Source organism: Pseudomonas kielensis (genome assembly GCF_030505375.1).
Lineage (GTDB): Bacteria > Pseudomonadota > Gammaproteobacteria > Pseudomonadales > Pseudomonadaceae > Aquipseudomonas > Aquipseudomonas kielensis.
Map to the genome: position 1 here is coordinate 3,224,107 of NZ_CP130043.1, position 26,201 is coordinate 3,250,307.

Annotated in this window: 23 protein-coding genes; 8 read left to right on the top strand and 15 right to left on the bottom strand. The window is 62.3% G+C overall.

Annotated features, from left to right (window positions below):
• Positions 1-80: 80 nt before the first annotated feature.
• Genes Q1W70_RS15100 through Q1W70_RS15115 form a run of 4 tightly spaced genes read right to left on the bottom strand, consistent with a single transcriptional unit; the run spans position 81 to position 6,382 of the window.
• The gene (locus Q1W70_RS15100) at positions 81-1,445 is read right to left on the bottom strand and encodes a heavy metal sensor histidine kinase (protein WP_166589700.1); all 1,365 of its coding nucleotides are present in this window, start codon (positions 1,443-1,445) and stop codon (positions 81-83) included.
• Positions 1,435-2,112, bottom strand: a complete 678-nt coding sequence (locus tag Q1W70_RS15105; protein ID WP_159997879.1) for a heavy metal response regulator transcription factor — start codon at positions 2,110-2,112, stop codon at positions 1,435-1,437. The genes Q1W70_RS15100 and Q1W70_RS15105 overlap by 11 nt, the downstream gene beginning before the upstream one ends.
• A gap of 8 nt (positions 2,113-2,120) precedes the next feature.
• Positions 2,121-5,216, bottom strand: a complete 3,096-nt coding sequence (locus Q1W70_RS15110) for a multidrug efflux RND transporter permease subunit (protein WP_185818374.1) — start codon at positions 5,214-5,216, stop codon at positions 2,121-2,123.
• Complete coding sequence (locus Q1W70_RS15115; RefSeq protein WP_302097500.1) at positions 5,213-6,382, bottom strand: efflux RND transporter periplasmic adaptor subunit; 1,170 nt, start codon at positions 6,380-6,382, stop codon at positions 5,213-5,215. Before Q1W70_RS15115 ends, Q1W70_RS15110 begins: the two co-directional genes overlap by 4 nt.
• 209 nt (positions 6,383-6,591) lie before the next feature.
• Here Q1W70_RS15115 and Q1W70_RS15120 point away from each other — a divergent pair, with 209 nt between their 5' ends.
• Positions 6,592-6,837, top strand: a complete 246-nt coding sequence (locus Q1W70_RS15120; RefSeq protein WP_159997873.1) for a hypothetical protein — start codon at positions 6,592-6,594, stop codon at positions 6,835-6,837.
• A 51-nt stretch (positions 6,838-6,888) separates the two neighbouring features.
• On the opposite strand, the gene Q1W70_RS15125 is transcribed toward Q1W70_RS15120, so the two are convergent.
• From Q1W70_RS15125 to norR, 5 genes are all read right to left on the bottom strand, one after another.
• Positions 6,889-7,638, bottom strand: a complete 750-nt coding sequence (locus tag Q1W70_RS15125) for a YkgJ family cysteine cluster protein (protein WP_302097501.1) — start codon at positions 7,636-7,638, stop codon at positions 6,889-6,891.
• An 80-nt stretch (positions 7,639-7,718) separates the two neighbouring features.
• Positions 7,719-8,045 (bottom strand): hypothetical protein, encoded by a 327-nt coding sequence (locus tag Q1W70_RS15130; protein WP_166589696.1) that lies wholly within the window; start codon positions 8,043-8,045, stop codon positions 7,719-7,721.
• Between the two features lie 64 nt (positions 8,046-8,109).
• On the bottom strand, positions 8,110-8,592 hold the full coding sequence (locus Q1W70_RS15135; RefSeq protein ID WP_166589695.1) for a GNAT family N-acetyltransferase: 483 nt from the start codon (positions 8,590-8,592) through the stop codon (positions 8,110-8,112).
• Positions 8,593-8,595: 3 nt separating this feature from the next.
• A complete protein-coding gene (locus Q1W70_RS15140) occupies positions 8,596-9,498 on the bottom strand; it encodes a chemotaxis protein CheV (protein ID WP_166589694.1) in 903 nt (300 codons plus the stop codon).
• Between the two features lie 150 nt (positions 9,499-9,648).
• Positions 9,649-11,205, bottom strand: coding sequence for a nitric oxide reductase transcriptional regulator NorR (gene norR, locus Q1W70_RS15145; RefSeq protein WP_302097502.1), 1,557 nt, complete (start codon positions 11,203-11,205; stop codon positions 9,649-9,651).
• Positions 11,206-11,362: 157 nt separating this feature from the next.
• Between norR and hmpA the strand changes: the two genes are divergently transcribed.
• The 7 genes from hmpA to cyoE all read left to right on the top strand — a co-directional run bounded on the left by hmpA (position 11,363) and on the right by cyoE (position 19,515).
• Positions 11,363-12,544, top strand: a complete 1,182-nt coding sequence (gene hmpA / locus Q1W70_RS15150) for an NO-inducible flavohemoprotein (protein ID WP_182342224.1) — start codon at positions 11,363-11,365, stop codon at positions 12,542-12,544.
• Positions 12,545-13,355: 811 nt separating this feature from the next.
• Positions 13,356-13,865 carry a disulfide bond formation protein B gene (locus tag Q1W70_RS15155; protein ID WP_166593144.1) on the top strand — a complete coding sequence of 170 codons (510 nt, stop codon included), beginning with the start codon at positions 13,356-13,358 and terminating at the stop codon, positions 13,863-13,865.
• A gap of 818 nt (positions 13,866-14,683) precedes the next feature.
• A complete protein-coding gene (gene cyoA, locus Q1W70_RS15160; protein WP_095168916.1) occupies positions 14,684-15,619 on the top strand; it encodes a ubiquinol oxidase subunit II in 936 nt (311 codons plus the stop codon).
• A 3-nt stretch (positions 15,620-15,622) separates the two neighbouring features.
• Positions 15,623-17,653 (top strand): cytochrome o ubiquinol oxidase subunit I, encoded by a 2,031-nt coding sequence (gene cyoB, locus Q1W70_RS15165; protein ID WP_166593143.1) that lies wholly within the window; start codon positions 15,623-15,625, stop codon positions 17,651-17,653.
• 3 nt (positions 17,654-17,656) lie between these two features.
• The gene (locus Q1W70_RS15170) at positions 17,657-18,283 is read left to right on the top strand and encodes a cytochrome o ubiquinol oxidase subunit III (RefSeq protein ID WP_166593142.1); all 627 of its coding nucleotides are present in this window, start codon (positions 17,657-17,659) and stop codon (positions 18,281-18,283) included.
• Positions 18,284-18,616: a cytochrome o ubiquinol oxidase subunit IV gene (cyoD, locus tag Q1W70_RS15175; RefSeq protein ID WP_095168913.1), complete on the top strand. Its 333-nt coding sequence runs from the start codon at positions 18,284-18,286 to the stop codon at positions 18,614-18,616.
• 11 nt (positions 18,617-18,627) lie between these two features.
• Positions 18,628-19,515 carry a heme o synthase gene (cyoE, locus tag Q1W70_RS15180; RefSeq protein WP_095168912.1) on the top strand — a complete coding sequence of 296 codons (888 nt, stop codon included), beginning with the start codon at positions 18,628-18,630 and terminating at the stop codon, positions 19,513-19,515.
• 704 nt (positions 19,516-20,219) lie between these two features.
• Here the strand turns inward: cyoE and Q1W70_RS15185 are convergent.
• From Q1W70_RS15185 to Q1W70_RS15210, 6 genes are all read right to left on the bottom strand, one after another.
• Entirely contained in the window at positions 20,220-20,924 is a 705-nt protein-coding gene (locus Q1W70_RS15185) for a hypothetical protein (protein WP_166589691.1), read from the bottom strand.
• A gap of 92 nt (positions 20,925-21,016) precedes the next feature.
• A complete protein-coding gene (locus Q1W70_RS15190; RefSeq protein WP_166589690.1) occupies positions 21,017-21,844 on the bottom strand; it encodes an ABC transporter permease in 828 nt (275 codons plus the stop codon).
• A gap of 8 nt (positions 21,845-21,852) precedes the next feature.
• Positions 21,853-22,719 (bottom strand): ABC transporter permease, encoded by an 867-nt coding sequence (locus Q1W70_RS15195; protein ID WP_166589689.1) that lies wholly within the window; start codon positions 22,717-22,719, stop codon positions 21,853-21,855.
• Between the two features lie 10 nt (positions 22,720-22,729).
• Complete coding sequence (locus tag Q1W70_RS15200) at positions 22,730-23,842, bottom strand: ABC transporter substrate-binding protein (protein WP_166589688.1); 1,113 nt, start codon at positions 23,840-23,842, stop codon at positions 22,730-22,732.
• An 89-nt stretch (positions 23,843-23,931) separates the two neighbouring features.
• Entirely contained in the window at positions 23,932-25,023 is a 1,092-nt protein-coding gene (locus Q1W70_RS15205; protein WP_166589687.1) for an ABC transporter ATP-binding protein, read from the bottom strand.
• Between the two features lie 186 nt (positions 25,024-25,209).
• Positions 25,210-26,115, bottom strand: coding sequence for a LysR substrate-binding domain-containing protein (locus Q1W70_RS15210; RefSeq protein WP_095168906.1), 906 nt, complete (start codon positions 26,113-26,115; stop codon positions 25,210-25,212).
• Positions 26,116-26,201: the final 86 nt, after the last annotated feature.

Sequence of the window (26,201 nt, forward strand, 5' to 3'; positions counted from 1 at the left end):
AAAAGGAAACAGAGCGGATTGCAGAAAGGACTGTTGCGTGAACAGCAATAGTTGGCGCGGCGCCCGCCCCGCGGATGTCGTTAGAGGGGCAGGTAGAGACCGAAGGTATTGACCCCATCGTCACTGCGCACAAACACATCGCCGCCGTGCATCAGCGCAATTGCCTTGACGATGGCCAGCCCCAGGCCGTGGTTGGCGCCGCTGTTGCTGCGTGAGGCGTCGACACGGTAGAAACGCTCGAACAGGCGCGGCAGGTGTTCGCTGGCAATCGGCTCGCCGGGGTTGGCCACGCCAAGGCGGACCTGATGGTGTTCGGTGTCGATCCGCACCTCGATCAACTGTCCGGGCGCGGTGTGTTGCACCGCATTGTTCAGCAGGTTGATCAAGGCCCGGCGCAGGTGGGCGATTTCAATCTGCACCTGGGCGTCACCACTGACCCGGACCTGGACCTGGGCATCTTCGAGGATGAAGTCCAGGTAATCCAGGGTGGTCGCCACTTCATCGGCCAGCGAGGTGCTGGTGAGTTTGGTGGCTTTACTGCCCTGGTCGGCGCTGGCCAGGAACAACATGTCGTTGATGATCGAGCGCAACCGTTCGAGCTCCTCCAGGTTCGATTGCAGCACTTCGAAGTAGTGTTCCGCCGAGCGCCCGCGCGTCAGGGCCACCTGGGTCTGGCCGATCAGGTTGGTCAGCGGTGAACGCAGCTCGTGAGCGACGTCGGCGTTGAACGACTCCAGGCGGGTGTAGGCCTGCTCGACCCGTTCCAGGGTCGAGTTGAACGAGCTGACAAACTGATCGAGCTCCGGCGGCAAGGGCGACAGCTGCAAGCGTGCCGACAGCAGTGGCGGGGCCAGGCGTTGTGCTTCCTGGGACAGCTTGATCAGTGGCTTGAGGCCGATTCGCGCGACCCAGTAACCCAGCGCCGATGCCAGCAGCACGCCGACGATTGCCAGGCTGATCAGGGCGATCAGCAGATGGTGCTGGGTGGCCTGGACGGCCTGGGTGTCGATGCCGATCATGAAGCGCAGCGGCGGGCGCTGATCCTTGGCCGGGAACTGGCTGACCAGCACCTTCAGCGGGTAGGGCTGCTGCGGTAACTGCAGGTCGCGCATGCCCAGCGGGCCCTCGGCGAAGGCGCGGACCTGTGGGGAGATGTCGCCGTACTCGTAGCGGCGGTCGCCACTGATGATCCAGAAGCTGATGCGCTTGTCTTCTTCGCCGAGCAGCTTGAGCTTGTTGTTGATCTTGACCCAATGCTCCGGCGTGCCGTAACGGCCCACCGTGGATTCGAGCACGCTGTAGCGCGCATCCAGTTCCGCTTCCGGCAACAGGCCCAGGCCCTTGTCGACCTGTTGATACAAGGCCCAGCCGATCAGCAGGAATACCAGCGCCGCCACCAGGGTAAACATGGCGCTCAGGCGCAGGGCAATGGAATTACGGGGCACGCCGGCTCTCCAGCACATACCCCATGCCGCGGATGGTGTGCAGCAGTTTTTCCTCGAATGGCCCGTCGATCTTCGCCCGCAGGCGCTTGATCGCCACCTCGACCACGTTGGCATCACTGTCGAAATTGATGTCCCAGACCATTTCCGCAATCGCCGTCTTGGACAGGATTTCCCCCTGGCGCCGGGCCAGCACACTGAGCAGGGAGAACTCCTTGGCGGTCAGGTCCAGGCGGGTGCCGGCGCGCGTGGCCTTGCGGCTGAGCAAATCTATCCACAGGTCGGCCACGCTCACCTGTACCGGTTCGTGGCCGCCACTGCGACGAGTCAGGGCCTGCAGCCTGGCCACCAGTTCGAGGAACGAGAAGGGCTTGCCCAGGTAATCGTCGGCCCCCTCGCGCAGGCCGCGGATCCGGTCTTCGACCCGTTCGCGGGCGGTCAGCATGATCACCGGCGTCTGCTTGCGTGCCCGCAGGGCCCGCAGCACGCCGTAGCCGTCCAGCCCCGGCAGCATCACATCGAGGACAATCACCGCGTAGTCGCTTTCCAGCGCCAGGTGCAGGCCTTCGATGCCGTCGGGGGCGACGTCCACGGTATAGCCTTGCTCCGTCAGGCCGCGATACAGGTAGTCCGCGGTTTTTTCTTCGTCTTCAACGATCAGGACACGCATGACCCGCCTCAGTGTGTGGTCGCCAGCGCAGGTGCTGGTGTAGGCCGATGAAAGAGCCGTTCAAGCCACAAGTATATGACCGGCGTGGTAAACAGCGTCAGCGCCTGGCTGACCAGCAAGCCGCCGACCACGGCAATCCCCAGTGGCTGGCGCAACTCGGCGCCGGGGCCGTGGCCCAGCATCAGCGGCAGGGCACCCAGCAGGGCGGCGAGGGTGGTCATGATGATCGGCCGGAAGCGCGTGATACAGGCCTGATAGATCGCGTCCTCGGGCGTCAGCCCGCTATTGCGCTGGGCGTCGAGGGCGAAGTCGATCATCAGGATGCCGTTTTTCTTGACGATGCCGATCAACAGCACCAGGCCGATCAGCGCCATGATCGAGAAGTCCTGGCCCAGCAGCCACAACATGATCAAGGCACCGAGGCCGGCCGAGGGCAGGGTCGAGATAATCGTCAGTGGGTGCACGAAACTCTCATAGAGCACCCCGAGAATGATGTACACCGCCACCAGCGCCGCCAGGATCAACCATGGCTGGCTGGCCAGCGAGCTTTGGAATGCCTGGGCCGCGCCCTGGAAGTTGCCGTTGACCGAGCTCGGCATACCGATTTCAGCTTTCGCCTGGTTGAGCAGGATCACCGCATCGCCCAGGGCCACACCCGGCGCCAGGTTGAACGACAGGTTGGCGGCGGGGAACATGCCATCGTGGGCGATGGACAGCGGGCCGATGGTCGGTGCGTCGAAGCGGGCCAGCGCCGACAGCGGCACCATCTCGCCGCTCAGGGGCGAGCGCAGGTAGAAATACGCCAGGCTTTCGGCCTTGCCCCGTTGCCGGGTGTCCAGTTCGAGGATCACGTTGTACTGGTTGATCTGGGTCTGGAACTCGTTGACCTGGCGTTGGCCGAAGGCATCGTACAGTGCTTCGTCGACATCGCTGGCGGTCAGCCCGAAACGCGCGGCGGCTGCCCGGTCGATGGTGATGTGGGTGATGCTGCCGCCCAGTTGCAGGTCGTTGGAAATGTCGCGGAAGGCCGGGATGCCGCGCAGTTTTTCCGTCAGGCGCTGGGTCCACTGGTTGAGGGTCGGGCCGTCGTTGCTCTTGAGCACGTACTGGTACTGGGCCCGGCTGGGGCCGGAGCTGAGGTTGATGTCTTGTCCGGCCCGCAAGTACAGGACGATACCGGGAACCGCCATCAATTTCGGGCGAATCCGATCGATGAACTGGCTGGCGGAGACATCGCGCTCACCCCGTGGCTTGAGGGCAATCCAGAAACGACCGTTGGCGATGGTCTGGTTGCTGCCCGAAACCCCGACCGAGTGGGAAAACGTCTGCACGGCGGGATCGGCCGCGACAATCTGCGCCATCGCCAGGTGCTTTTTCACCATGTCGCCATAGGAAATATCGGCGGCGGCTTCGGTGGTGCCCAGGACAAACCCGGTGTCCTGCACCGGGAAGAACCCCTTGGGGATAAACACGTAGCCCACCACAGCCATGGCCAGGGTCAGGACGAACACCCCCAGCATGGCTTTCTGGTGCGCAAGGGCGCGGCGCAGGCCGCGCTCATACAGGGCCAGCAGGCGTTCGCCGAAGCCCGGCCTGGCATGGGCGCGATGCACCGGCGCGCGCATGAACAGGGCGGCCAGGGTGGGGGCCAGGGTCAGGGACACCACCACCGAAATCAGGATGGTCGAGGTCGCGGTCAAGGCAAACTCCTTGAACAGGCGCCCGACAACCCCGCCCATGAACAGCAATGGAATAAACGCGGCCACCAGCGAGAAGCTGATCGAGACCACGGTGAAGCCAATCTCGCCGGCGCCCTTGATCGCCGCCACGCGCTGGTCGTCGCCGGCCTCCAGATGGCGGTGAATGTTCTCCACCACCACAATCGCATCGTCGACCACGAAGCCGACCGAAATCACGATCGCCACCAGGGTCAGGTTGTTGAGGCTGAAGCCCATCACGTACATCAGGGCAAAACTGGCGATCAACGACACCGCCAGCACGCTGGAGACGATCAACGTCGCCGACAACTGACGCAGGAACAGCGCCATCACGGCCACCACCAGCAACACCGCGATCAACAGCGTCAATTCCACCTCATGCAGCGAGGCGCGGATGGTCTGGGTACGGTCGATCAGCACCTTGACCTCGACCGACGCCGGCAGCATCGCCTGCAGGCTGGGCAGCGCCGCCTGGATGCGGTCGACGGTCTCGACGATGTTGGCCCCCGGCTGGCGGAAAATCACCAGGTTGACCCCCGGTTGCGTGCCGGACCAGGCCTGCACATAGGCATCCTCCGCGCCGTTGACCACCCGGGCGACATCCCGCAGGTGCACCGGCGCGCCGTCTTTGTAGGAAACGATCAGTTCGCCGTATTCCTCGGGGTGGAACAGTTGGTCGTTGGTCGCCAGGGTGGAAATGCTCGACTCGCCATACAGCGCGCCCTTGGCCAAATTGAGGCTGGTCTGCTGGATGGCCAGGCGGATGTCGGCCAAGGTCAGGCCAATGGCGGCGAGCTTGTCGGCCGAGGCCTGGACGCGGATGGCCGGGCGCTGCTGGCCGGTGATGTTGACCTGGCCGACCCCGTCGACCTGGCTCAGTTGGCGAGCGAGCAGGGTTTCGGCGTAGTCGCTGAGTTCGGTGCCGGGCATTTGTGTCGAACTGACGCTGAGGATCAGCACCGGGCTGTCGGCCGGGTTGACCTTGCGCCAGGTTGGCAGGGTCGGCATGTCCTTGGGCAGTTTGCCCGCAGCGGTGTTGATCGCCGCCTGGACTTCCTGGGCGGCGGTGTCGATGCTCTTGTCGAGGGTGAATTGCAGGGTCAGGTTGGTCGAGCCCAGGGCACTGCTGGAGGTCATCTGGGTCATGCCGGGGATGGCGCTGAATTGCACCTCCAGGGGGGTGGCCACCGACGAGGCCATGGTGTCCGGGCTGGCACCGGGCAGCAGGGCATTGACCTGGATGGTCGGGAACTCGGCTTCCGGCAGGGGCGCAATCGGCAGTCGCGGGAAGGCGATCAGGCCCAGCAGCACCAGGGCGAAGGTCAACAGGACCGTGGCCACCGGGTGATCGATACACCAGGCGCTGATCCCGCCACGGGCCTTCATGGCTGCTGCTCCGAAACGGTGGCCTGAGTCAGTTCCGGCGGTTCGTCGAGGATCTGCACGCGGCTCCCCGGCTTGAGGCGCGACTGGCCATCGCTGACCAGGACGTCATTGGCCTGCACCCCCTTGATGATGTTCAGGTCGCTGTTCTGATAGACCACCTGCACCGGCACCGATTCGACCTTGCCGTCCGTGACCCGGTACACAAAGTGCTGGTCCAGGCCGCGCTGGACCACGGTCGGCGGTACCACCAGGGCCGCCTTGTCCAGCGCGGTCTGGATCTTGATCGTCACCAGTTGCCCGGGCCAGAGCTTTTGCCCGGGGTTGTTGAATTCGGCCTTGGCGCGAATGGTGCCGGTGTTGGCGTTGATCTGGTTATCGATCAGCGTCAGGTGACCTTCCCCGAGCAAGTCGCCGGTCTGGCCGTCGGTGTCGGCCCCCAGGTAGGCGTCGACCGCGGCGGCGGGCGTCGCGCCGATCAGGCCTTGCAGGGTCGGCAGCATCTGCTGTGGCAGGGAGAACTCGACGGCGATCGGGTCGATCTGGGTCACCGAGAACAGCCCTTGGGCATCGCTCATGCGCAGGAAGTTGCCTTCGTCCACGGTACGAATCCCGACCCGCCCGGTCACTGGTGAACGTATCTGGGTGTAGGAGAGCTGCACCTGCGCCGCATCGATGGCTGCCTGGTTGCCCAGCAGCGTGGCTTTCAACTGATTGACCAGGGCCTGCTGCTGGTCGTAGGTCTGCTTCGACACCCCGTCATCGGCGCTCAACAGCTTGTAGCGCTGCAGATTGACCAGCGCCACCTGCAACTGGGCCTGGCTTTCGCCCTGCTGCGCGCGGGCCTGATCGAGGCTGGCGCGGATCGAGCGATCGTCGAGGGTGGCCAGCAGGTCGCCGGCTTTTACCCGTTGGCCTTCCTTGACCAACAGTCGGGTGAGGATGCCGTCGATCTGCGGGCGAATGATTACGCTGTGCAGCGATAACACCGAGCCGATGCCGCTGACATAACGCGGTACATCGCGTTGCGCGACGCTGACCACACGCACCGGCACCGCTGTCGGCGCGGCGAGTTTGCTCGCCGTCGGCCGCAGCAGAGCCCAGGCCCCAGCGGCGACAAGCACGACGAGGGTACCGACAAGCAGGAGCGTGGTTTTTTTGCTGGGCATCAGGTCAGTCGCCGGGGCCGGTGGGTCGGGTAGGTAGCCAGTATGCCTCCGTTATAACCCCGCGATACGGTCAGCAGGGTGACGGCTAACTGACAGGGCGGACAGCTTGCCGCTTGAAGCTTGCAGCTTGCCGCGGCGCTTCCCGTTATACTGCCGGCTTTTCGCGACCCATCATCCGGGCGCGACTCAACGCTACACCCGGAGCATTCATGACTTCCCCGACACAAGCGCCTGCGGCTGACGACCAGGCTGACCTGCCAGACAGCGTCGACTCCAGCGCCGACAGCGACAGCAACGCCGCCATCCCGGCCTTCAAGTTCCCGTTCAAGCCAGGTGAACTGGCTGCGGCCAAGGCCGGCAACCAGCCGTGGTACAAGAACGGCGCCAAGAATGGCCACACCAAGGTGCCGGGCGCCGCGCCGCCAGGTACCCGTCGCTCGATGGGCAAACGCTGATCGGCTGATCCTTGCCTTGCGCAGCGGTCATCAGGCCGCTGCCATATCGGCCTAGGCCGCCTGCAACGCGATAAAGGCGTACGTCAGGGGGTGCTCGGTCGTCACCTGCGCACCGGCGGCCAGCACCTGGTCGGCGAGTGCTGTTCCCGACAGATGAAACTGCCACTGCCCGACCGAACCCGACAGCGGTTCGGCCTGGACCCGGTCCATGGCGGCGGCAAACGCGGCCATGTCAGGCAGATAGGCGGTAAAGCCGTCGCCCTTGAGGGCCGTGGTGCAAATCCCCAGCTGTGCGCAGATCCCTTCCTTGGCTTGAATATCATCCCGATCGGCCTGGCGTGACTGCTCGATCAGGCTCGCCAGCGAGCGGTCGACCAATTGGCCGCCGACAATCAACTCCACCCCCTGCTGCCATGACTCGGGCGGGCAGTCCTTGGCGCTCGGTGTCAGGGGAATGTGCGGATTGATTTCCATCGGGTAGATCCGGCACACCAGCGGCCGACGCTCATAGATCCGGCACAGGTTGTCTTCGTCAAGATTCCGGCAGCGGCCCACGTTGAAGGCGGCGAAGGTAATGGTCACGTAGGCGTGGGTGCCACCGCAGGGCACCACCACGGACCGGCGCTGGGCGTGTTCGCGCTGCGCGGCCGGCAGGCCCAGGCCGTTGTCCAGGAATCCCTCGACCAGCACGATCACCGCGCCGCCATCGGCTGCCCACATGCGGGCTTCGGCGAGGGTCAGGGGCACATGGTGGTCATTGCAGCATTTGCCGCAGCCTACGCAGGAAAACGATGTGTTCATGGGAGGGGTCACAGTCCGAAAGCGTCAGCGATGACAAAAAAACAGCGCCGGGGCCTGCGGCGAAGCAAGTTGTGCGCCAGTCATTGGCCCGGGGTGGCCGGGCGCACTGAATCCCATTCGGTGACGTGGGCGGTCTTGCTCTGCTTGTGGTAGAGGCACAGCTCGGTGCCGCGCTGTCCCTTCATGTGTTTCTGTGGGTACTGGCCCTCAAGCAGCAAGGCGCTGTAGCCGACGCGATCATCGAACTGCGCGGCCTTGCCCACCGGCTTGGCGTGGCTCAACTGGCTGGCCTGGGTGCAACTGGCGAGTACGGCCTTGTCGTAGGCGGCCCAGGCGTCGGGGCTTGAGGCCTGGGCGTGGAGGGCGAGGCTGGTCAGGGCGATGAAAAGCAGGGCAGGGGATCGCATGGCAGGGCTCCTGATGGGTCGGAGAGCAAGTATGCCTGATGCCGTTGTGGGGGCAGGCATGCCCTCAGTCGGGGACGGGTTCCCGGCGGACCTGGCGCATGCCGCAACTGGCGTACAACTGCCGTGCGCGAAGGTTGTCTTCCAGCACCTTCAAGTCGACAAACCCTTCGCGACGTTGCTGGAACACGCTGAAGGCATGCAGCAGCAACGCCCGTCCCAAGCCTTGCCCCTGGGCGCGGGGATGCACCACCAGGTGCTTGATGTAGGCGCTGGTCCAGCACTGGATCACGCCGACGAGGCCCTGGGCGTCGGAGGCGATGATGCACAGTTGCGGGTCGTATTCGGGGTCGCGCTCAAACCGTTCGCGCCAGACAGCCAGGGCCGAGACCTGACCGCCGCCCGCTCGATATCCCGCCTCCAGCAACTGATGCACCGCCTCAGCCATCGTCGGCTGGTAGGTGGCCAGGCTGATGCCCGCCGGCCAGGCGCTGGGCGGCAGCGCGCCGGCCAGTTCGCGGCGCAGCAACAGGCAGTAAGCCTGGACCACGGCTCAATGCCCCTGCTGCGCCACCGCTTTGGCGGCGTCGATCAGGCATTGGGTCAGCTCCGGCGAGGAGAACTTGGTCAGCACTGCGTTGGCCCCGGACAGTCGGGCTTTTTCGCTGTTCATCGCGCTGTCCAGGGAGGTGTGCAGCAGCACGTAGAGGTGGGCGAAGTCCGGGGTTTCGCGCAGGGTCCGGGTAAAGGCGTAGCCGTCCATTTCCGACATCTCGATGTCCGAAACAATCAGGTTGATCTGCTGCGCGGTGCCTTGCAGTTCCAGCAGGCAGTCGATGGCTTCCTTGGCACTGCGGGCGGTGTGGCATAACAAACCGAGGTGACGCAGGGTGTTTACCGACTGTTGCAGCGCCACCTGGCTGTCGTCGACCACCAGGATGCGCGCGTTGCCCAGCAACTCGGCATCTTCCATGCTCAACTCGGTGGGTGCCATTTGCACCGGCTCCGGGGCAATGCCGTGGATGACTTTCTCGATGTCCAACACCTGCACCAGCGTGCCGTCAACCGAGGTCACGCCGGTGATGTACGAACGTCCGCCGCCCGAGCCATACGGTGGCGGGCGAATATCGGAGGTCAGGCAGTGCACGATCTTGCTCACCGCCTGCACGTGCAGGCCCTGTTTCGAGCGGCTGACGTCGGTGACGATCAGGCAGCCACCGTCGGGGTCCGCCAGGGGGCGCTCGCCGATGGCGCGGCTCAGGTCGATGACCGACAACGAGTTGCCGCGCAGGGTCGCGATGCCTTTGACGTGGGGGTGCGACTCCGGTAACCGGGTCAGCGGCGGGCAGGGGATGATTTCACTGACTTTCAGCAGGTTGATCGCCATCAGCTTGCCACTGCGCAAGGTAAACAGCAGAAGCGAAAGTGAATCTGCGCGGGCTTTGGTGGAGGACATAAAAACCTTCTGTGGAAAAGGTGACGGAGGATCGCGCAAGCGCCGACAACTATTGATAACGGGTTATCGACTTGTCGGGGGCAGGCTTTAGGGCCGGTACCACCTTTGTAGCTGCCGAGCACCGCGAGGCAGCGTCTACAGGGGCTGCGATCATTTCATGCCCAGCCGCTTGGCCATTCGTCCCAGGTTCGCCCGGTCCAGGCCCAGCTCGCGGGCGGCGCTGGCCCAGTTGTGCTGGTGGCGCTCCAGGCAGGCGCTGATCAGTTGACGCTGGTACTGCTCGGTGGCCTGGCGCAGGTCGCCGCTCACCTCCGGTGCTGGCGCAGGTATGGCGGGCGCCGGGACTGCGCTGGCCTCAAGGGCGTCGTGGGGCAAGTCCAGGTCGGCGGCGCTGAGGCTGAGGATCTTCGGCCGCTCGCGGGCGCTGCCCAGCGCCTTCAAGGCACTGCGGCCGATCAAGTGTTCCAGTTCGCGCACATTGCCCGGCCAGCTGTAAGCCAGCAGCGAGGCCTGGGCATCGCTGGACAGGCGCAGGCTGTTGAGGCCCATGCGCGAGCGGTTCTGTTCGAGGAAATAGCCACTGAGCAACAGCACATCCCGCCCGCGATCACGCAGGGCCGGCACCCGCAACGGATACACGCTCAGGCGGTGGTAAAAGTCGGCGCGGTAGCGGCCGCTGCGCACTTCTTCGGCGAGGTCGCGGTTGGTGGCGGCGATCAGGCGCACATCGACCTGATGCTCCTTGTCCGACCCCAGGCGTTGCAGTTGCCCGCTCTGCAGCACCCGCAGCAACTTGGCCTGCACCGTCAGGGACAACTCGCCGACTTCGTCGAGAAACAGGGTGCCGCCATTGGCCAGTTCAAATTTGCCGCGTCGGTCACTGGTGGCGCCGGTGAAGGCCCCGCGCACATGGCCGAACAGCTCGCTCTCCACCAGGGTGTCGGGCAGGGCGGCGCAGTTGAGGCTGATGATCGGCTTGTTGGCCCGCGCTGAGGCGGCATGAATCGCCTGGGCCACCAACTCCTTGCCGACCCCGGTTTCCCCGGTGATCAGCACCGTCAGGTCGCTGCCGCCCACCAGCTTGATCTCCTCCACCAGGCGCTTGTGTGTCTTGCTCTGGCCGATCATTTCGCGGTCTTGCTGGCCGCTGGCCTGACGATAGACCTCGGCCCGCTGGTGCTCGTCTTCAACCCGATTGGCCAGCCGCTCGATGCGCTCGGCGGCGTTGACCGTGGCGGCCGCCAGGCTGGCGAAGGCCTGTAGGGCATCCAGCTCGATGGGTTCGAAGCGTTCCGGGTCCAGCGCATCCAGGGTCAACAGGCCCCAGGGCTGCTCATCGATAAACAGCGGGCAGCCCATGCAGTCGTGGACTTCCAAGTGCTCGTCGAGGCCGTCGACCAGGCCGTCATAGGGGTCCGGCAGCTCGCTGTCGGCGGCAAAGCGCGTCGGGCCAGGGCTGTTGAGCAGCGCCGCGAAGCGCGGATGCTCGCTGACCTTGAAGCGCCGACCCAGGGTGTCAGTGCTCAAGCCGTCCACCGCCAGCGGCACCAGCCATTCGCCATCCAGGCGCAGCAGGGCGGCGGCATCGCAAGGCAGCAGGGCACGCATGGCTTCCAGCAGGCGCCGGTAGCGCTCGCCTTCGGGCAGTTCGCGGGACAGGTCAGAGACCAGGGGCAGCAGGGTGGTCAACAGGGATTTTGCAGTCATATTGACTCCATGTAGTCGAGGTGACTATAAAACCCCCAGGGTCGTTATGACTACATATTAATTAAATGATTGATTTATAAGGGTTTAATTGTTGGCATGGAAACTGATAACCAAAGGGCAATTCATTAAAAGCAGTCGTTCAGGAGTTCATCCCCTTATGCTTAGTGCCCAAGACCGTGCCATCGTCAAATCCACCGTGCCGCTGCTGGAAAGCGGTGGTGAAGCCCTGATCACCCACTTCTACCGCATGATGCTCAGCGAATACCCGCAAGTGCGCCCGCTGTTCAACCAGGCGCACCAGGCCAGCGGCGACCAGCCCCGGGCCCTGGCCAATGGTGTGCTGATGTACGCCCGGCACATCGACCAGCTCGACCAGTTGGGCGACCTGGTGGCGAAAATCATCAACAAGCATGTGGCCCTGCAGATTCTTCCTGAGCACTATCCGATTGTCGGCAGCTGCCTGCTGCGCGCCATCAGCGAAGTGCTCGGTGAAGAGATCGCCACGCCCGAAGTGATGAGTGCCTGGGGCGCGGCCTACGGCCAACTGGCCGAGATCCTGATCGGTGCCGAAGCCGCGATCTACGACCAGAAAGCCGAAGCCGTCGGTGGCTGGCGCGGGGCGCGGGCGTTCGTCTTGACCCAGCGGGTCGAGGAGAGCGCGGAAATCACTTCGTTCTACTTCGAGCCAGCGGACAAAGGCCCGATCCTTGCCGCAGAACCTGGCCAGTACATCGGCATGAAGCTGCTGCTGGACGGTGAAGAGATTCGTCGCAACTACTCGCTGTCGTCCCTGGGCACTGACGGCCAGTACCGCATCAGCGTCAAGCGCGAAGCCGGTGGCCGTGCGTCGAACTACCTGCACGACCAGTTCCAGGTCGGTGCCCACATCGAGCTGTTCCCGCCTGCTGGCGACTTCACCCTGACGGCCAGCGACAAGCCGCTGGTGCTGATCAGCGGCGGGGTGGGCATCACCCCGACCCTGGCCATGCTCGAAGCGGCCCTGGCCACCGAGCGCCCGGTGCACTTTATCCACTGCGCGCGCAACGGCGCGGTGCATGCCTTCCGCGACTGGATCGACGGCCTGGCCGAGCGTCATCCCCAGCTCAAGCGCTTCTACTGCTACGCCGAAGATGACGGGGTCAGCCCGGCAGCCGACCAGGTCGGGCTGCTGAGCCAGGAGCAATTGGGTCACTGGCTGCCCGAGCAGCGGGACCTGGACGCCTACTTCCTGGGGCCCAAGGGCTTCATGGCGGTGATCAAGCGTCACCTCAAGGCGTTGGGAGTGCCTGAAAGCCAGAGCCGCTACGAGTTCTTTGGGCCGGCTGCGGCGTTGGAATGACGGCAAGGGGGCGACTTGGTCAGACCGAGTCGCCCCCCATCGCGGGCAGGCTCGCTTCCACCAGTCTTTAGTCTAGGCAAGGTCAACGGTGGGAGCTGCTGAAGGTTGTGATCTTTTGATCTTGGATTTGGGGTATATCCATTGCTGCGGTTGTGGCGGCTAATGGTTCCGCCCTGACGGCGGGTCACTTTGGCAAACGCCGGAGTGCCGGCCCAGCCCAAAGTAACCAAAGGTCTTTGCCCCAGGCGTTCGGCCCCTCGCTAAGGCTCGGGGTCCCTTCGCTACGGTATCCATCCGGGGGCATCGCCTCCGGTTTGCTTCGCTGCACCTCCTCTCGATGTATGCGGCTTCGCCGCACGGCGCTCCGCGCCTCCCCCCTGATGGACACCTTCGCTCAGCCTGCCGATGGGGCGGGTGGATCAAGAGCAAAAGCACGGCGACCTGCCGGTCGGCCTGAGTGGCAAGGGCAGGCGAGGCGGCCTACCGGCCGGCCTGCTTTCCTGCGTTGGAGTATCTTTGTGGGAGCGGGCTTGCCCGCGATGAGGCCGGCATAGCCAACATTTATGCCCCCTGACCCACCGCCATCCCGGGCAAGCGGAGCGCCGCCTGGCCTGGTCCCACAGATTCACTGTGCGAGCCTGCTCGCGATGGCGTCATGCGCGTCAACACAGACTCCACGGCTTAATCCGCTGTTAATACCCCCCACGGTTAATTCCCCGCGAAAGGTCCGACACCACGCCGCGTGCTGCATGCGCACGCCCGGCGTGTAAACTGGCGGCCATAGCCTGCATTTATGACGAAGGAAACGGGAATGAACGAGGATTCGATGCGCCTGGGCCGTGAGCGGCGTTTTCTGGTGTTGTTGGGCATTATCTGCCTGGCGCTGATCGGGGGCGCGCTGTACATGCAGATCGTGCTGGGTGAAGCCCCGTGCCCACTGTGCATCCTGCAACGCTACGCGCTGCTGCTGATTGCCCTCAGTGCCTTCGCCGGGGCGGCCATGCGCACCCGTCGCAGCGTCACGGTGTTCGAGACCCTGGTGGTGATCTTTGCCCTGGCGGGGGCGGGCACCGCTGCCCATCACGTCTACACCCAGTTCTATCCATCGGTGAGCTGCGGCATCGATGTGCTGCAGCCGATTGTCGATGGCCTGCCACTGGCCAAGATCTTCCCGCTGGGCTTCCAGGTCGACGGTTTCTGCTCCACGCCTTATCCGCCGATCCTCGGCCTGTCGCTGGCGCAATGGGCCCTGGTGGCCTTTGTCCTGACCGTGATCCTGGTGCCGCTGCTGGTCTCGCGCAACCGCAAACAGATGAACTGAGGCCGTTACCCTCAGCCACCGTCATTGCTCAAAAAACGCCCTGGTCCTCGAAAGAGGCCGGGGCGTTTGACGTTTCAGTGGCGCGGTAAAAAGTCCGTGATGCAGGACAATCGAGGGTGCGGCAAGTGTGCGACATGTTGTCACAGCTTAAGTGTCGCAACGCATTTCAAGCGCAGCATTTTGGCATGAAAAGATACAAAGGTTTGCCCGGCACCGGGCTTCGCCAAAAGCCAGCAACCATGCCGCGCCAGGCAGTTTTAACAGGCTTCGGCGAATGGCCACAGGCCTTGTGAAAATGGGGGTTTGGCGAACATGGCGGGCTGAGCTCGGCCCCAGAAGCTGTCTGAACTGCGCACAGTAGACCTACATTTTTTGGGGTTCTTGTTGAGAATGAATCGCGATAAAATCGGCAATCGTTACAGGATTCGTTAATGATTGTTGCCGTATCCGATAAAAATTATTTCGAGATGAGACATGGTTTATAAAACGTTACATATCTACAATCGCCCGCACTGAAATTCCGGCACTGCTCACCCCTGAGCAGAGAAGGGTGGTCGAGGAGCGGTTCGATAGCTTCGTGCGACCCCAGGTGTCGGTGCCTTTCCAACTATCCGCACCAAATGGAATTGGTCTGTAACAAGGCCTTTGACCACGAATTCGAATAAGAACTCACCGCTGGCCCAGGATGTGTCAATCAACGTTTAGCGCGTGACGGGCAAGCCCTTATTCAATCCAAGAAAAATGCCAACCCTTGGCAGGGTGAAGTGTTGGCGATCAAAACCCAACTGCATTGCGCAAGCTGCTTTAGAGGTCGTGAGATGAGTAAAAACAGGTACCCCAGACTACTAGGCTTATTGCCGCTGCTCGGCACGCTGTTGCTGGGAGGCTGCAACATGACCTTGCTCGATCCCAAGGGCCAGGTCGGCCTGGATGAGCGAAACCTGATCATCACCGCAACGCTGCTGATGCTCCTGGTCGTGGTTCCGGTCATCGTCATGACCTTCCTGTTCGCCTGGAAGTACCGTGCGTCCAACACCAGCGCCACCTACACGCCCAAGTGGAACCACTCCACCAAGATCGAAATCGCAGTGTGGGCTGTCCCGGTACTGATCATCATTGCCCTGGGTTACGTCACCTACAAATCGACCCACGCCCTGGACCCGTACCGTCCGCTGGAATCCGACGTGAAGCCGGTGACCATCGAAGTGGTCGCGCTGGACTGGAAGTGGCTGTTCATCTACCCGGAACAAGGCATTGCCACGGTCAACAAGATCGTGTTCCCGGCGCACACGCCGATCAACTTCAAGGTGACCTCGGACGCCGTGATGAACTCGTTCTTCATCCCGGGCCTGGGCGGCCAGATCTACGCGATGGCGGGCATGCAGACCAAGCTGCACCTGATCGCCAACCAGAACGCTGAAATGGACGGTATCTCCGCCAACTACAGCGGCGCTGGTTTCACCGGTATGAAATTCAAGGCAATCGCCACCACCCAGGAAGAGTTCGACGCCTGGGTAAGCGAAGTCAAAAAGGCACCTAAACAGCTTGAACAAGCTGAATACGCAGCCCTTTCCAAGCAGAGCCAGAACAACCCAGTCGAGCTCTACTCCTCGGTTACGCCGAACCTGTTCCAGATCATCGTCGATAAGTACGAGGGCATGAAACCGGGTCCGAAGGTCAAGCACGAGAAGAAAGAGAAAGAAGTGGCCGCTACGGACATGGAATCGCATTCAGCTGCCGGGGCAGAGGAGTAAACGATGTTTGGTAAATTAAGTTGGGAAGCGGTCCCGTTCCACGAACCGATCGTGATGGTTACCATCGCCATGATCGCGCTCGGCGGTCTGGCGCTGTTCGCTGCAATCACCTACTTCAAGAAGTGGACCTACCTGTGGACCGAGTGGTTGACCTCGGTCGACCACAAGAAAATCGGCGTGATGTACATCATCGTCGCCATGGTCATGCTGCTGCGCGGTTTTGCCGACGCCATCATGATGCGTACCCAGTTGGCCATGGCCACCGAGGGTTCGCCGGGCTACCTGCCTCCTGAACACTATGACCAGATCTTCACCGCTCACGGTGTGATCATGATCATCTTCATGGCGATGCCATTCTTCACCGGCCTGATGAACCTTGCAGTGCCGCTGCAGATCGGCGCGCGTGACGTTGCCTTCCCGTTCCTGAACTCCCTGAGCTTCTGGCTGCTGGTTTCCGGCGTGGTGCTGATCAACCTGTCCCTGGGCGTTGGCGAATTCGCCAAGACCGGTTGGGTTGCCTATCCGCCGCTGTCGGGCCTGCAATACAGTCCGGGCGTGGGGATGGATTACTACATCTGGGCGCTACAGCTATCCGGGTTAGGTACGACGCTGACGGGGGTCAACTTCCTGGCCACCGTGCTGAAAATGCGTACCCCGGGCATGAAGCTGATGGACATGCCGATCTTCACCTGGACCTGCACCTGGGCCAACGTCCTGATCGTCGCTTCGTTCCCGATCCTGACCGCTACCCTGGCACTGCTGACGCTTGACCGTTACATGGATTTCCACATTTTCACCAATGAACTTGGTGGCAATCCGATGATGTACGTCAACCTGTTCTGGGCCTGGGGTCACCCCGAGGTTTACATCCTGATTCTGCCGGCGTTCGGGATCTTCTCCGAAGTCATCTCGACCTTCACTGGCAAGAAACTGTTCGGCCACCACTCGATGATCTACGCCTCGGGCGCGATCTCGATCCTGGGCTTCATGGTCTGGCTGCACCACTTCTTCACCATGGGTTCGGGTGCCAGCGTCAACGCCTTCTTCGGCCTGGCGACGATGCTGATTTCGATCCCCACGGGTGTGAAGCTATTCAACTGGCTGTTCACCATCTACCAGGGCCGCCTGCGTTTCACCAGCCAAGTGCTGTGGACCCTGGGCTTCATGGTGACCTTCGCCATCGGCGGCATGACCGGCGTACTGCTGGCCATCCCGGGTGCGGACTTCGTCCTGCACAACAGCCTGTTCGTGATCGCGCACTTCCACAACGTGATCATCGGCGGTGCGGTATTCGGTTACATCGCAGGTTTCGCGTTCTACTTCCCGAAAGCGTTCGGCTTCAAGCTGCACGAAGGCTGGGGCAAGGCTGCATTCTGGTTCTGGATCACCGGCTTCTTCGTCGCATTCATGCCGCTCTACGTCCTGGGCTTCATGGGCATGACCCGTCGCCTGAACGCCACCACCAACCCGGAATGGGTACCGTACCTGTACGTCGCCATGTTCGGCGCCGTGATGATCGCTGTCGGCATCGCCTGCCAGTTGATCCAGCTGTACGTCAGCGTGCGTGATCGCAACAAGCCAGAAAACATGTGCGAACACGGTGACCCGTGGAATGCCCATACCCTGGAATGGTCGACCTCCTCGCCACCACCGTTCTACAACTTCGCCGTACTGCCAAAAGCCGATGTGATCGATCCGTTCACCGAAGCCAAGGAAAACGGTACCGCGTACCAGGCGCCAAGCCGTTACGAACCGATCCACATGCCAAACAACACCGCGACCGGTGTGGTCATGGGCGCACTGTTGACAGTGTTCGGTTTCGCGATGATCTGGCACATCTGGTGGCTGGCCGCCTTCGGTCTGGTCGGCACCGTGGTGTACTTCGTGATCCACGCTGCGCGTGATGATCAGGGCTATATGGTGCCGGTCGACGTGATCGAGCGCATCGAAGCCGAGCAGCACAAGCGTCTGGTAGCGGCCGGGAAAGTTCCAGCCACCGCCACCCGTGTTGAAACCTCGTTGGAACAGGCTTAAACCATGTCGAACTTAGTGACCAATGCTGGACACACCCATGTCGATGGACATGGGCATGATGACCATCACCACGACTCGGGCGAGATGACCGTATACGGCTTCTGGCTCTACCTGATGACCGACTGCATCCTGTTTGCGTCGATCTTCGCGGTATACGCGGTACTGGTAAACAACGTCGCCGGTGGCCCGTCGGGCCACGACATCTTCGAACTGCCGTATGTACTGGGCGAAACCGCTCTGCTGCTGTTCAGTTCGATCACCTACGGCTTCGCCATGCTGGCGTTGTTCAAGGGCAAGAAGAGCCAGGTCCTGGGCTGGCTGGCCATGACCTTCCTGTTCGGCGCCGGCTTTATCGCCATGGAGATCAACGAGTTCCACCTGCTGATCTCCGAAGGCTACGGCCCTAGCCGTTCCGGCTTCCTGTCCGGGTTCTTCACCCTGGTCGGCACCCACGGTCTGCACGTGACCAGCGGTCTGATCTGGATGGCGATCATGATGTATCAGGTGCAGAAAAACGGCCTGACGGCGACCAACAAGACCCGTCTGAGCTGCCTGAGCCTGTTCTGGCACTTCCTGGACGTCGTGTGGATCTGCGTATTCACCGTTGTTTACCTGATGGGGACTATGTAAATGGCTAACACATCACATTCCCACGACGATGCCGGCCACGGCAGCGTCAAGTCCTACGCCATCGGCTTCATCCTGTCGGTCATCCTGACAGTGATCCCGTTCGGCCTGGTGATGTACCCATCGCTGCCGAAGTCGATCACCCTGTGGATCGTCCTGGCATTCGCCGTGATCCAGGTGCTGGTGCACCTGGTGTACTTCCTCCACCTGGATCGTTCGCAGGCTCAGCGTAACAACGTGATCGCGTTTGTCTTCGCCGCACTGGTGATTGTCCTGCTGGTGGGTCTGTCGCTGTGGATCATGTTCAGCATCCACACCTTCATGATGGCGAAGTGAGGTAAGTCCGGATGTCCTTTAAGCACTTTATCCAAATCACCAAACCGGGGATCATTTTCGGTAACGTGCTTTCTGTGGCAGGCGGATTCTTCCTGGCCTCGAAGGGGCATGTCGATCTGGCCATTTTCCTGGCCGCGATGATCGGCACGTCCCTGGTGGTAGCCTCGGGTTGCGTGTTCAACAACTGCATCGACCGTGATATCGACCTGAAGATGGAGCGCACCAAGAACCGGGTGCTGGTGCAGGGCCTGATCTCCCTGAAACTGGCACTGGTTTACGCGACTGTCCTGGGTGTTGCGGGCGTGGCCCTGCTGTACAAGGTGGCCAACCCGTTGGCGGCGCTGTTCGCGGTGATTGGGTTTGTCATCTATGTCGGCTTCTACAGCCTGTATCTCAAGCGCAAGTCGGTACACGGCACGCTGGTGGGCAGTCTGTCGGGGGCGATGCCGCCGGTGATCGGTTATGTGGCCGTGAGCAACAGCTTCGACATGGCTGCGCTGACCCTGCTGGTGATGTTCAGCCTGTGGCAGATGCCGCATTCCTATGCGATCGCGATTTTCCGCTTCAACGACTACCTGGCGGCCTCGATTCCGGTGTTGCCGGTCAAGCGTGGGATCCAGGTGGCGAAGCGGCATATCCTGCTCTATATCCTGGCGTTCCTGGTGGCGACCTTGATGCTGACCTTCAGTGGTTATGCGGGCATGAGCTACCTGGCCGTTGCCGCGGCCATGGGCATGTACTGGTTGTATATGGCCTGGACCGGCTATAAGGCGGTGGATGACACGGTGTGGGCACGCAAGCTGTTTGTGTTCTCGATCTTCACCATCACGGCGTTGAGCGTGATGATGTCGTTGGATTTCAAGGTGCCGAGTGAGTTGTTGCTGACTTACGCGCCTTAAGGTTTGCCGTTGTGCCTGGAGCCCCGCCTTTGTGAGAAGAGCGGGGCTTTTTGTTGGGGCTGGGTTTGTCGGGGGGGGGGGGGCATATCCGTTGCTGTGGTGATGGCGGCTAATGGTTCCGCCCTTACGGCGGGTCACTTTGGCAAACGCCGGAGTGCCGGCCCAGCCCAAAGTAACCAAAGGTCTTTGCCCCAGGCGTTCGGCCCCTCGCTAAGGCTCGGGGTCCCTTCGCTACGGTATCCATCCGGGGGCATCGCCTCCGGTTTGCTTCGCTGCACCTCCTCTCGATGTATGCGGCTTCGCCGCACGGCGCTCCGCGCCTCCCCCCGGATGGACACCTTCGCTCAGCCTGCCGATGGGGCGGGTGGATCAAGATCAAGAGCTGCAGGCGAGCTAACGCTCGGCCTGTTGAGTGGTAAGGGCGAGGCGGCCTATCGGCCGGCCTGCTTCTTTTTGGCTGGAGTATTTCTGTGGGATGTCTTTGTGGCTGCTAGCTTGCTAGCGATGGTGATCTGCGCCACACCACATATCTTGGCAATATCCCAATCCCCCGCAGCTGTCGAGCCCGCGAGGTTGCGTTCGAGGACCTGGTCCTCGCCGCTCTTGCGCTGCGTTTTCTCCGCCGATGCGCTCGCTCGCCCCAGCAAAAAGCCCCGCCTTCAAACGAAGAGCGGGGCTTTTTGTTGGGGCGATTTACTCGGCGATTACTGGGCCGCGATGCTGTAGCCGGCAAACGCGGTCTGTTGTTGCAGGGCGGTGATGATGGCTTTGCGGGTGGCCGGTTGTTCGGTGCCGCTGGTGTCGAGGAAGGTTTCGGTTTCCAGTTCCAGTTCGTCGCCTTCACCGACAAAGGTGAAGCCGAGGAATTCATAGGCTTGGCGATCGACGCTGGGTTTCGAGCGTGGGGTGCGCAGGGGCAGGGTGACGGTGAGGCCGTCCTTGCTGATGCTGAACACTTCGACTTCTTTCTTCGCGCGGGCGGCCTTGCCCTTGCTGCCGCTTGGGTTGCTGATGGCCTGGTGGGTCTGGTTGAGGACTTTCAGGGCCAGGCCGTAGACCAGTTCCTGGAAAGCAGGGTCGTCCTTGAAGCTGGACAGGATGCGGCTGATCGGGAATTTGCTGCTCAGGTCTTCGAGGGCGGCGATGTCGGCGGCCTCGGCGTCCTTGAGTTGCTTGAGCTGGCCCATCAGTTCGTAGGCCTGGTCGTCGTCGAAGCGGTCGTGGGCCTGGCGGATGGCGGCGCGCAGATCGCGAATCTGGTCGCTTTCCTTGGAAGTGTGGAAGGCGTCCAGGACCATCTCGCTGATGGTTTTGGCCTGGGGCACGTGTTGTGAAAGATTGATGGAGTTTTCGTATTCCGCTTTGGACGACAAGGTGACTACGGATTCAGCGGTGTTGGAATCTGGCATTGAAATTTCACTACTTCTTTAAACTTGAATTGAGGCGAGAAAGCACGACGGCCTTTTCAGGCCGCCTAATCTATTGGACCGGGGCGGTGTTGTCACGGGTGTTGAAGCCTTTGCGCCCGTTTGTCGACCAGGTGCTGGACCACCAGGCGCCCAATCAGCACCAGCAGGGTCAGGCTGATCAGCAGCACCGAGATGGCCGCCACGCTTGGGTCGACGTTGTCGCGCAGGCCGCTCCAGATGCGCTTGGGCAGGGTGTCGACGTTGACGCTGGTGATGAACAGGGTCACCGCCACTTCTTCCCACGACAGGGCAAAGCCCAGGAGGGCGGTGGAGGCCAGGCCCAGCTTGAGGTTCGGCAGGATCACCATGAAGGTGGTCTGCATCAGGCTGGCGCCGAGGTTGCGCGAGGCCAGTTCAATCCGTCGGTCGATCTGGCTGAGGGCAACCAGCATGGTCACCACCCCGTACGGCACCACCATGATCACGTGGGCGATCACCACCCCGGTCAGGGTGTCGTAGCCCATGCCCGGGGCGAATCGGCCGAGCTTGGTTTCCATGAAGTACAGCACCAGCGCCGAAATCACCGGCGGGATCGCCATCGGCAACAGCACCAGGCCGATCAACGCGGTGGCCAGTTTCGAGCGCATGTACCAGATGCCCAGGCTGAAGCTGGCCGCCAGCAGGGTGGCGATGAGGCTGGTGGCAAAGGCAATGGTCAGGCTCTGGCTGATGGCATGGAACCAGTCCGGATTGCTCACCAGCGCCTCGTAGTGCCGTAGCGACCAGTTGCCCTCGGGCATCGACAGGAAGCGCTTGCTGGTGAACGACACCGGTATGACCGTCAGCAGCGGGAACAGCATGAAGGCCATGGCGATCACGGCCAGCAGGCGGGTACTCAGGCTTGTACGATGGGTGTTCATAGATAACCTCAGCCTACCAGGCGGTTCACACGGGTCATTTTCAGCAGGACCCAGATCAATGCGCTGACCAACAACAGCAGCACCACGCTCAAGGCGGCCCCCAGGCCCCAGTTACTGGTCTGGAACATTTGCAGGAACACGTACTCGGCGATCATCACCGTTTGCCCGCCACCCAGCAGTACCGGGGTGATGAAGAAGCCCAGGCAGAACACGAAGACCATGATGAAGGCGCCCAGCATCCCCGGCAGGGTCTGGGGCAGCAACACTTGCCAGAACGTGCGCAGCGGCCCGGCTCCCAGGCCCCGGGAGGCCATGAGAATGCGCTGGTCCAGCTGGCGCATGCTCGACAGCAGCGGGAACACCGCGTACGGAATCATCACGTGGAGCATGCCGATCACCACGCCGATTTCATTGCGGCTCAGTTGCAGCGGTTGATCGATCAGGCCCATGCCCATCAACCCGTTGTTGAGCACCCCATTGCTGCGCAGGGCGATCAACCAGCCGAACGCCCGCACCAGCACCGAGATCCAGAACGGGATGAAGATGCAAATCTCCACCACCCGCTGCCAGAACGGCGGGCTGAACACCCAGCAGTAGGCCAGCAGGTAGCCGATCACCAGGGCCAGCACGCTGACGGTCAGGCACAGGCGCAGGGTGCGCCAGAGCATGTCGTGGATGGCCGGGTCGGTGGCGATGCGTTCGTACTGCTCCAGGCCCGGTGTCGGCAGCGAGAAGCTCCAGCCGACCACGCCGATAAACGGCAGCACGTAGAAGATCAGCAGCAACACCGGCAGCGGGAACAGCAGCAAGCCGCGTTCCAGCGCCGGCGAACTGAACCGCGGCTTGGGTTTGCTCAGGGTCAAGGTCATGGTCATGATCGATGGCTCACTTGGACAGCCGCGTGAGGTACTGCTCCAGGGCGTTGGAGTAGTTGTCGGCGTACCACTGGGCGTTGAGCGCGATCTGTTTTTTCAGGTTCTCTGGCGACGCGCAGTTGGCTTGCAGTTGTTCGGCCGACATCAGCTTCTCGGTCGCGCTGTTGGACGGACCGTTGCCCAGCAGTTCGAAGAGCTTGAGCTGGCCTTCCGGTTGCAGGGCATGCTGGATGAACTGCATCGCCGGCTGGCTCCCCGCCGGGTTGCCCGACAGTACGGCCCAGCTGCTGGAGTTGATGAAGCCGTTGTCGAAGCTCCAGCGCACACGGCCTTCGGTGTCTTCGCTGAGCAGCTTGGCGCGGGTGTGCCAGATGGCGCCCACCGAGACTTCGCCATCGACCATCAGTTGCTGGCTTTCGGCGCCCGAGCTCCAGAACGACAGCACGTGGGGCTTGATCTCGTCGATCTTGTTCAGGGCGCGCACCACGTCCAGTGGGTAGAGCTGATCGGCCGGAACACCGTCGGCCAGCAGCGCCGCCTCGAGCATGCCGTTCATCCATTTGTAGAGGGTGCGTTTGCCGGGGAATTTCTTCACGTCCCAGAAATCGGCCCAGGTTTTCGGCCCGTTATCGCCGAACTTCTCGCTGTCCCAAGCCATCACGTAGCTGAACTGGTAGCTGGCGATGCCGTGGTCGGAGGCCAGGACTGGCGCCACCTGGTCACGCTTGATCACGTTGTAGTCCAGGGGCTGCAGGATCTTTTCCTTGCCCAGGACAATGGCGCTGTAGCTCTCGACGTCGACCACGTCCCAGCTGGGCTGACCGCTGGCCAGTTGTGAGCGGATCGCGCCCTCGGTGGGGCCGGCGCCGTCGATGCGCACCTGGATTCCGGTGTTCTTGGTGAAGGTGTCGGTCCAGGCGGAGCGGAAGGCGGTCAGTGCGTCGCCACCCCAGTTGACCACCACCAGCGGCTTGTCGGCCGACCAACTGATACCGCTGCGCAGCGCCAGGGGCACGGCCGCCAACAGGCCCATGGCCTGGATGAAGGTGCGTCGGTTGATCTGCCCGCCACGGGCCTTTTCGATAAGCACTTCAATACAGTCGCGTTGATGATCCTGGCTCATGGGCAAGTCCTCAGATGGCGGCAGTCCGTTGGGACAAGGGCCTATTGTTGTCGTTAGGAGAGAGCTTTGTGACGCACGTTGTTCAGGGGTCAGGCTTGCAGCAGGAAGCTTTGCTGGACCGGCCAGCTCAGCCACACCGGCGCGCCGCTGGGCATCAGGGCTCCCGGGTGATTGCCGGGCACCGAGAGGTTGATCGGCAGGGCATCGCCCCCAACCTTCAGCGACAGGTGAGTGCTGGAGCCCTGGTAGACCTTGTCGGTGAGCTGCGCGGGGATCACGTTGTAGCCGTCGCGGTTCGGACGTTCGCTGTGCAGGTCCATGTGTTCGGGGCGCACCGCCAGCACGCTTGGCTGTTTGCTCAGGGGGGCCGGGGCCTGGGCGTGCAGCAGGTTGTCGCCACAACGGCCGCTGGCGGTGGGGCCGTTGCGGGTCAGGTCCTGCAGCGGGAACAGGTTCATCTTGCCGAGGAATTCGGCGACAAACCGGCTCTCGGGGCGGTTGTAGATGTTTTCCGGGGTGTCGACCTGGGTCAGCTTGCCGTGGTTGAAAATCGCGATGCGCGAGGACAGCGCCAGGGCTTCGTTCTGGTCGTGGGTGACGAACACGAAGCTGGTGCCGACCTGGCGATGGATGCGTTGCAGTTCGGTCTGCAGTTGTTCGCGCAGGTTCTTGTCCAGGGCCGACAGGGGCTCGTCGAGCAGCAGCAGGTCCGGTTCGAACACCAGCGCCCGGGCAATGGCCACGCGCTGTTGCTGACCGCCGGACATTTCGGCCGGCTTCTTGTGCATGTGGGCGCCGAGGCCGACCACTTCGAGGATGTGCTTGACCCGGCGCTGGCGTTCTTCGGCGGCGACTTTGCGGATGCGCAGCGGGTAGGCCACGTTGTCCGCCACCGTCATGTGTGGGAACAGGGCATACCCCTGGAACACCATGCCGTAGTTACGCTTCTCGGCCGAGCGCTTGATGATGTCGACGCCCTGTTCCATCAACTTGCCGGACGTCGGGCTGAGGAAGCCCGCGAGGATCATCAGCAAGGTGGTCTTGCCCGAACCGGAAGGCCCGAGCAACGTCAGGAACTCGCCCTGGCGAACGTCCAGGTCGACGTTATCCAGCGCTGCGAAACGACCGTAATACTGGCTGATACCTTGTGCGCTGAGCTGAATCGCTGAACCGCTGGACACGATGGAGATCCTCTTTTTATTGCCCATAAGACGTACGAGGACGGATGCAAATCCGAAATGGGCTTTGGGTTTATTATTGTTAAAAGTATCGCTACATCAATGGAATTATTTTGTGGGTATTGGTTAGAAAAATTACTCAATTATCGGCTGATTCCGCCCTGAAAAGGGGCGGCGTTTTCCGTCGGCTCAGAGGGTGTCTTGCCAGGTCTGGTGGGAGGACTGCAGTTGGGTCTTGACCCAACTGCTGAAAGCCTGGACCACCCGCCGCTCGGCTTTTTGCGGGTCGGTCGCCAGGTAGTAGCCGCGGTGCAGGTCGATGGTGATGTCGAACGGGCGCACCAACAGCCCCTTGGACAGTGCATCGCCACTGATCAGGTTGTCGCCGATGGCAATGCCCTGGCCGGCAATGCACGCCGACTGCGCGCAGTGGGCGTCGGAGAACAGGATTCCGCTCATGGCATTGACGCCCGAGGCGCCGGCGGCGGTCAGCCAGACGCGCCAGTCCGAGTAGTCGGTCATGTGCAGCAGCGGGTAGGCGCTGAGCTCCTGCGGGTTCTTCAGGCCGCTCAAGGCGTTGATCAGGCGCGGGCTGCACACCGGGAAAAAGCGCAGCGCGACGATCTCCTCGACGTGCATTTCCGGCCAGTCACCAATGCCGTAGGCGATAAACAGGTCGACGTTGGTGTTGTGGGTGTCATCCGGCGATTTGGGGGAGATCAGCTGCAACTGCACCTGCGGGTACTGGCGCAGAAACGCGCCAATGTGGTGGCACAGCCAGTAGGTGGCGAATCCCGGCGCGCAACTGACACACAGCCGCCCCGAGACTTCCTGGTCGTCCACCGGCTGGCCGGCGTCCAGCAGGTTCAGCAGAATTCCGTGCACCTCGCGGGCGTAGCGCTCGCCCTGGTAGGTCAGGCCGATCCCGCGGCCGATGCGCTCGGTCAGGGCAAACCCCACGCACTCTTCCAGCTTGCTGATCTGGTGGCTGATGGCGCTGCGGGTCAGGTTCAGTTCGCGGGCGGCGACCGACACGCTGCCCAGCCGGGCCACCGCATCCAGAGCCCGCAGGGCTGTCATTGAAGGAAAGCGCATAAAGAATCCTGTCTTTAAGGGGGGCTGAGTGTTGAATCGTATGGTGACGTAAATCGAACGATTAAGCCAAAAAAAATCGATTGTTG

Bases quoted from the DNA above. Each gene is read 5' to 3' on its own strand.
- Q1W70_RS15105 (WP_159997879.1), bottom strand. From the start codon at position 2,112: ATGCGTGTCCTGATCGTTGAAGACGAAGAAAAAACCGCGGACTACCTG.
- Q1W70_RS15110 (WP_185818374.1), bottom strand. From the start codon at position 5,216: ATGAAGGCCCGTGGCGGGATCAGCGCCTGGTGTATCGATCACCCGGTG.
- Q1W70_RS15115 (WP_302097500.1), bottom strand. From the start codon at position 6,382: ATGCCCAGCAAAAAAACCACGCTCCTGCTTGTCGGTACCCTCGTCGTG.
- Q1W70_RS15120 (WP_159997873.1), top strand. From the start codon at position 6,592: ATGACTTCCCCGACACAAGCGCCTGCGGCTGACGACCAGGCTGACCTG.
- Q1W70_RS15125 (WP_302097501.1), bottom strand. From the start codon at position 7,638: ATGAACACATCGTTTTCCTGCGTAGGCTGCGGCAAATGCTGCAATGAC.
- Q1W70_RS15130 (WP_166589696.1), bottom strand. From the start codon at position 8,045: ATGCGATCCCCTGCCCTGCTTTTCATCGCCCTGACCAGCCTCGCCCTC.
- Q1W70_RS15140 (WP_166589694.1), bottom strand. From the start codon at position 9,498: ATGTCCTCCACCAAAGCCCGCGCAGATTCACTTTCGCTTCTGCTGTTT.
- norR (WP_302097502.1), bottom strand. From the start codon at position 11,205: ATGACTGCAAAATCCCTGTTGACCACCCTGCTGCCCCTGGTCTCTGAC.
- hmpA (WP_182342224.1), top strand. From the start codon at position 11,363: ATGCTTAGTGCCCAAGACCGTGCCATCGTCAAATCCACCGTGCCGCTG.
- Q1W70_RS15155 (WP_166593144.1), top strand. From the start codon at position 13,356: ATGAACGAGGATTCGATGCGCCTGGGCCGTGAGCGGCGTTTTCTGGTG.
- cyoA (WP_095168916.1), top strand. From the start codon at position 14,684: ATGAGTAAAAACAGGTACCCCAGACTACTAGGCTTATTGCCGCTGCTC.
- cyoB (WP_166593143.1), top strand. From the start codon at position 15,623: ATGTTTGGTAAATTAAGTTGGGAAGCGGTCCCGTTCCACGAACCGATC.
- Q1W70_RS15170 (WP_166593142.1), top strand. From the start codon at position 17,657: ATGTCGAACTTAGTGACCAATGCTGGACACACCCATGTCGATGGACAT.
- cyoD (WP_095168913.1), top strand. From the start codon at position 18,284: ATGGCTAACACATCACATTCCCACGACGATGCCGGCCACGGCAGCGTC.
- cyoE (WP_095168912.1), top strand. From the start codon at position 18,628: ATGTCCTTTAAGCACTTTATCCAAATCACCAAACCGGGGATCATTTTC.
- Q1W70_RS15185 (WP_166589691.1), bottom strand. From the start codon at position 20,924: ATGCCAGATTCCAACACCGCTGAATCCGTAGTCACCTTGTCGTCCAAA.
- Q1W70_RS15190 (WP_166589690.1), bottom strand. From the start codon at position 21,844: ATGAACACCCATCGTACAAGCCTGAGTACCCGCCTGCTGGCCGTGATC.
- Q1W70_RS15195 (WP_166589689.1), bottom strand. From the start codon at position 22,719: ATGACCATGACCTTGACCCTGAGCAAACCCAAGCCGCGGTTCAGTTCG.
- Q1W70_RS15200 (WP_166589688.1), bottom strand. From the start codon at position 23,842: ATGAGCCAGGATCATCAACGCGACTGTATTGAAGTGCTTATCGAAAAG.
- Q1W70_RS15210 (WP_095168906.1), bottom strand. From the start codon at position 26,115: ATGCGCTTTCCTTCAATGACAGCCCTGCGGGCTCTGGATGCGGTGGCC.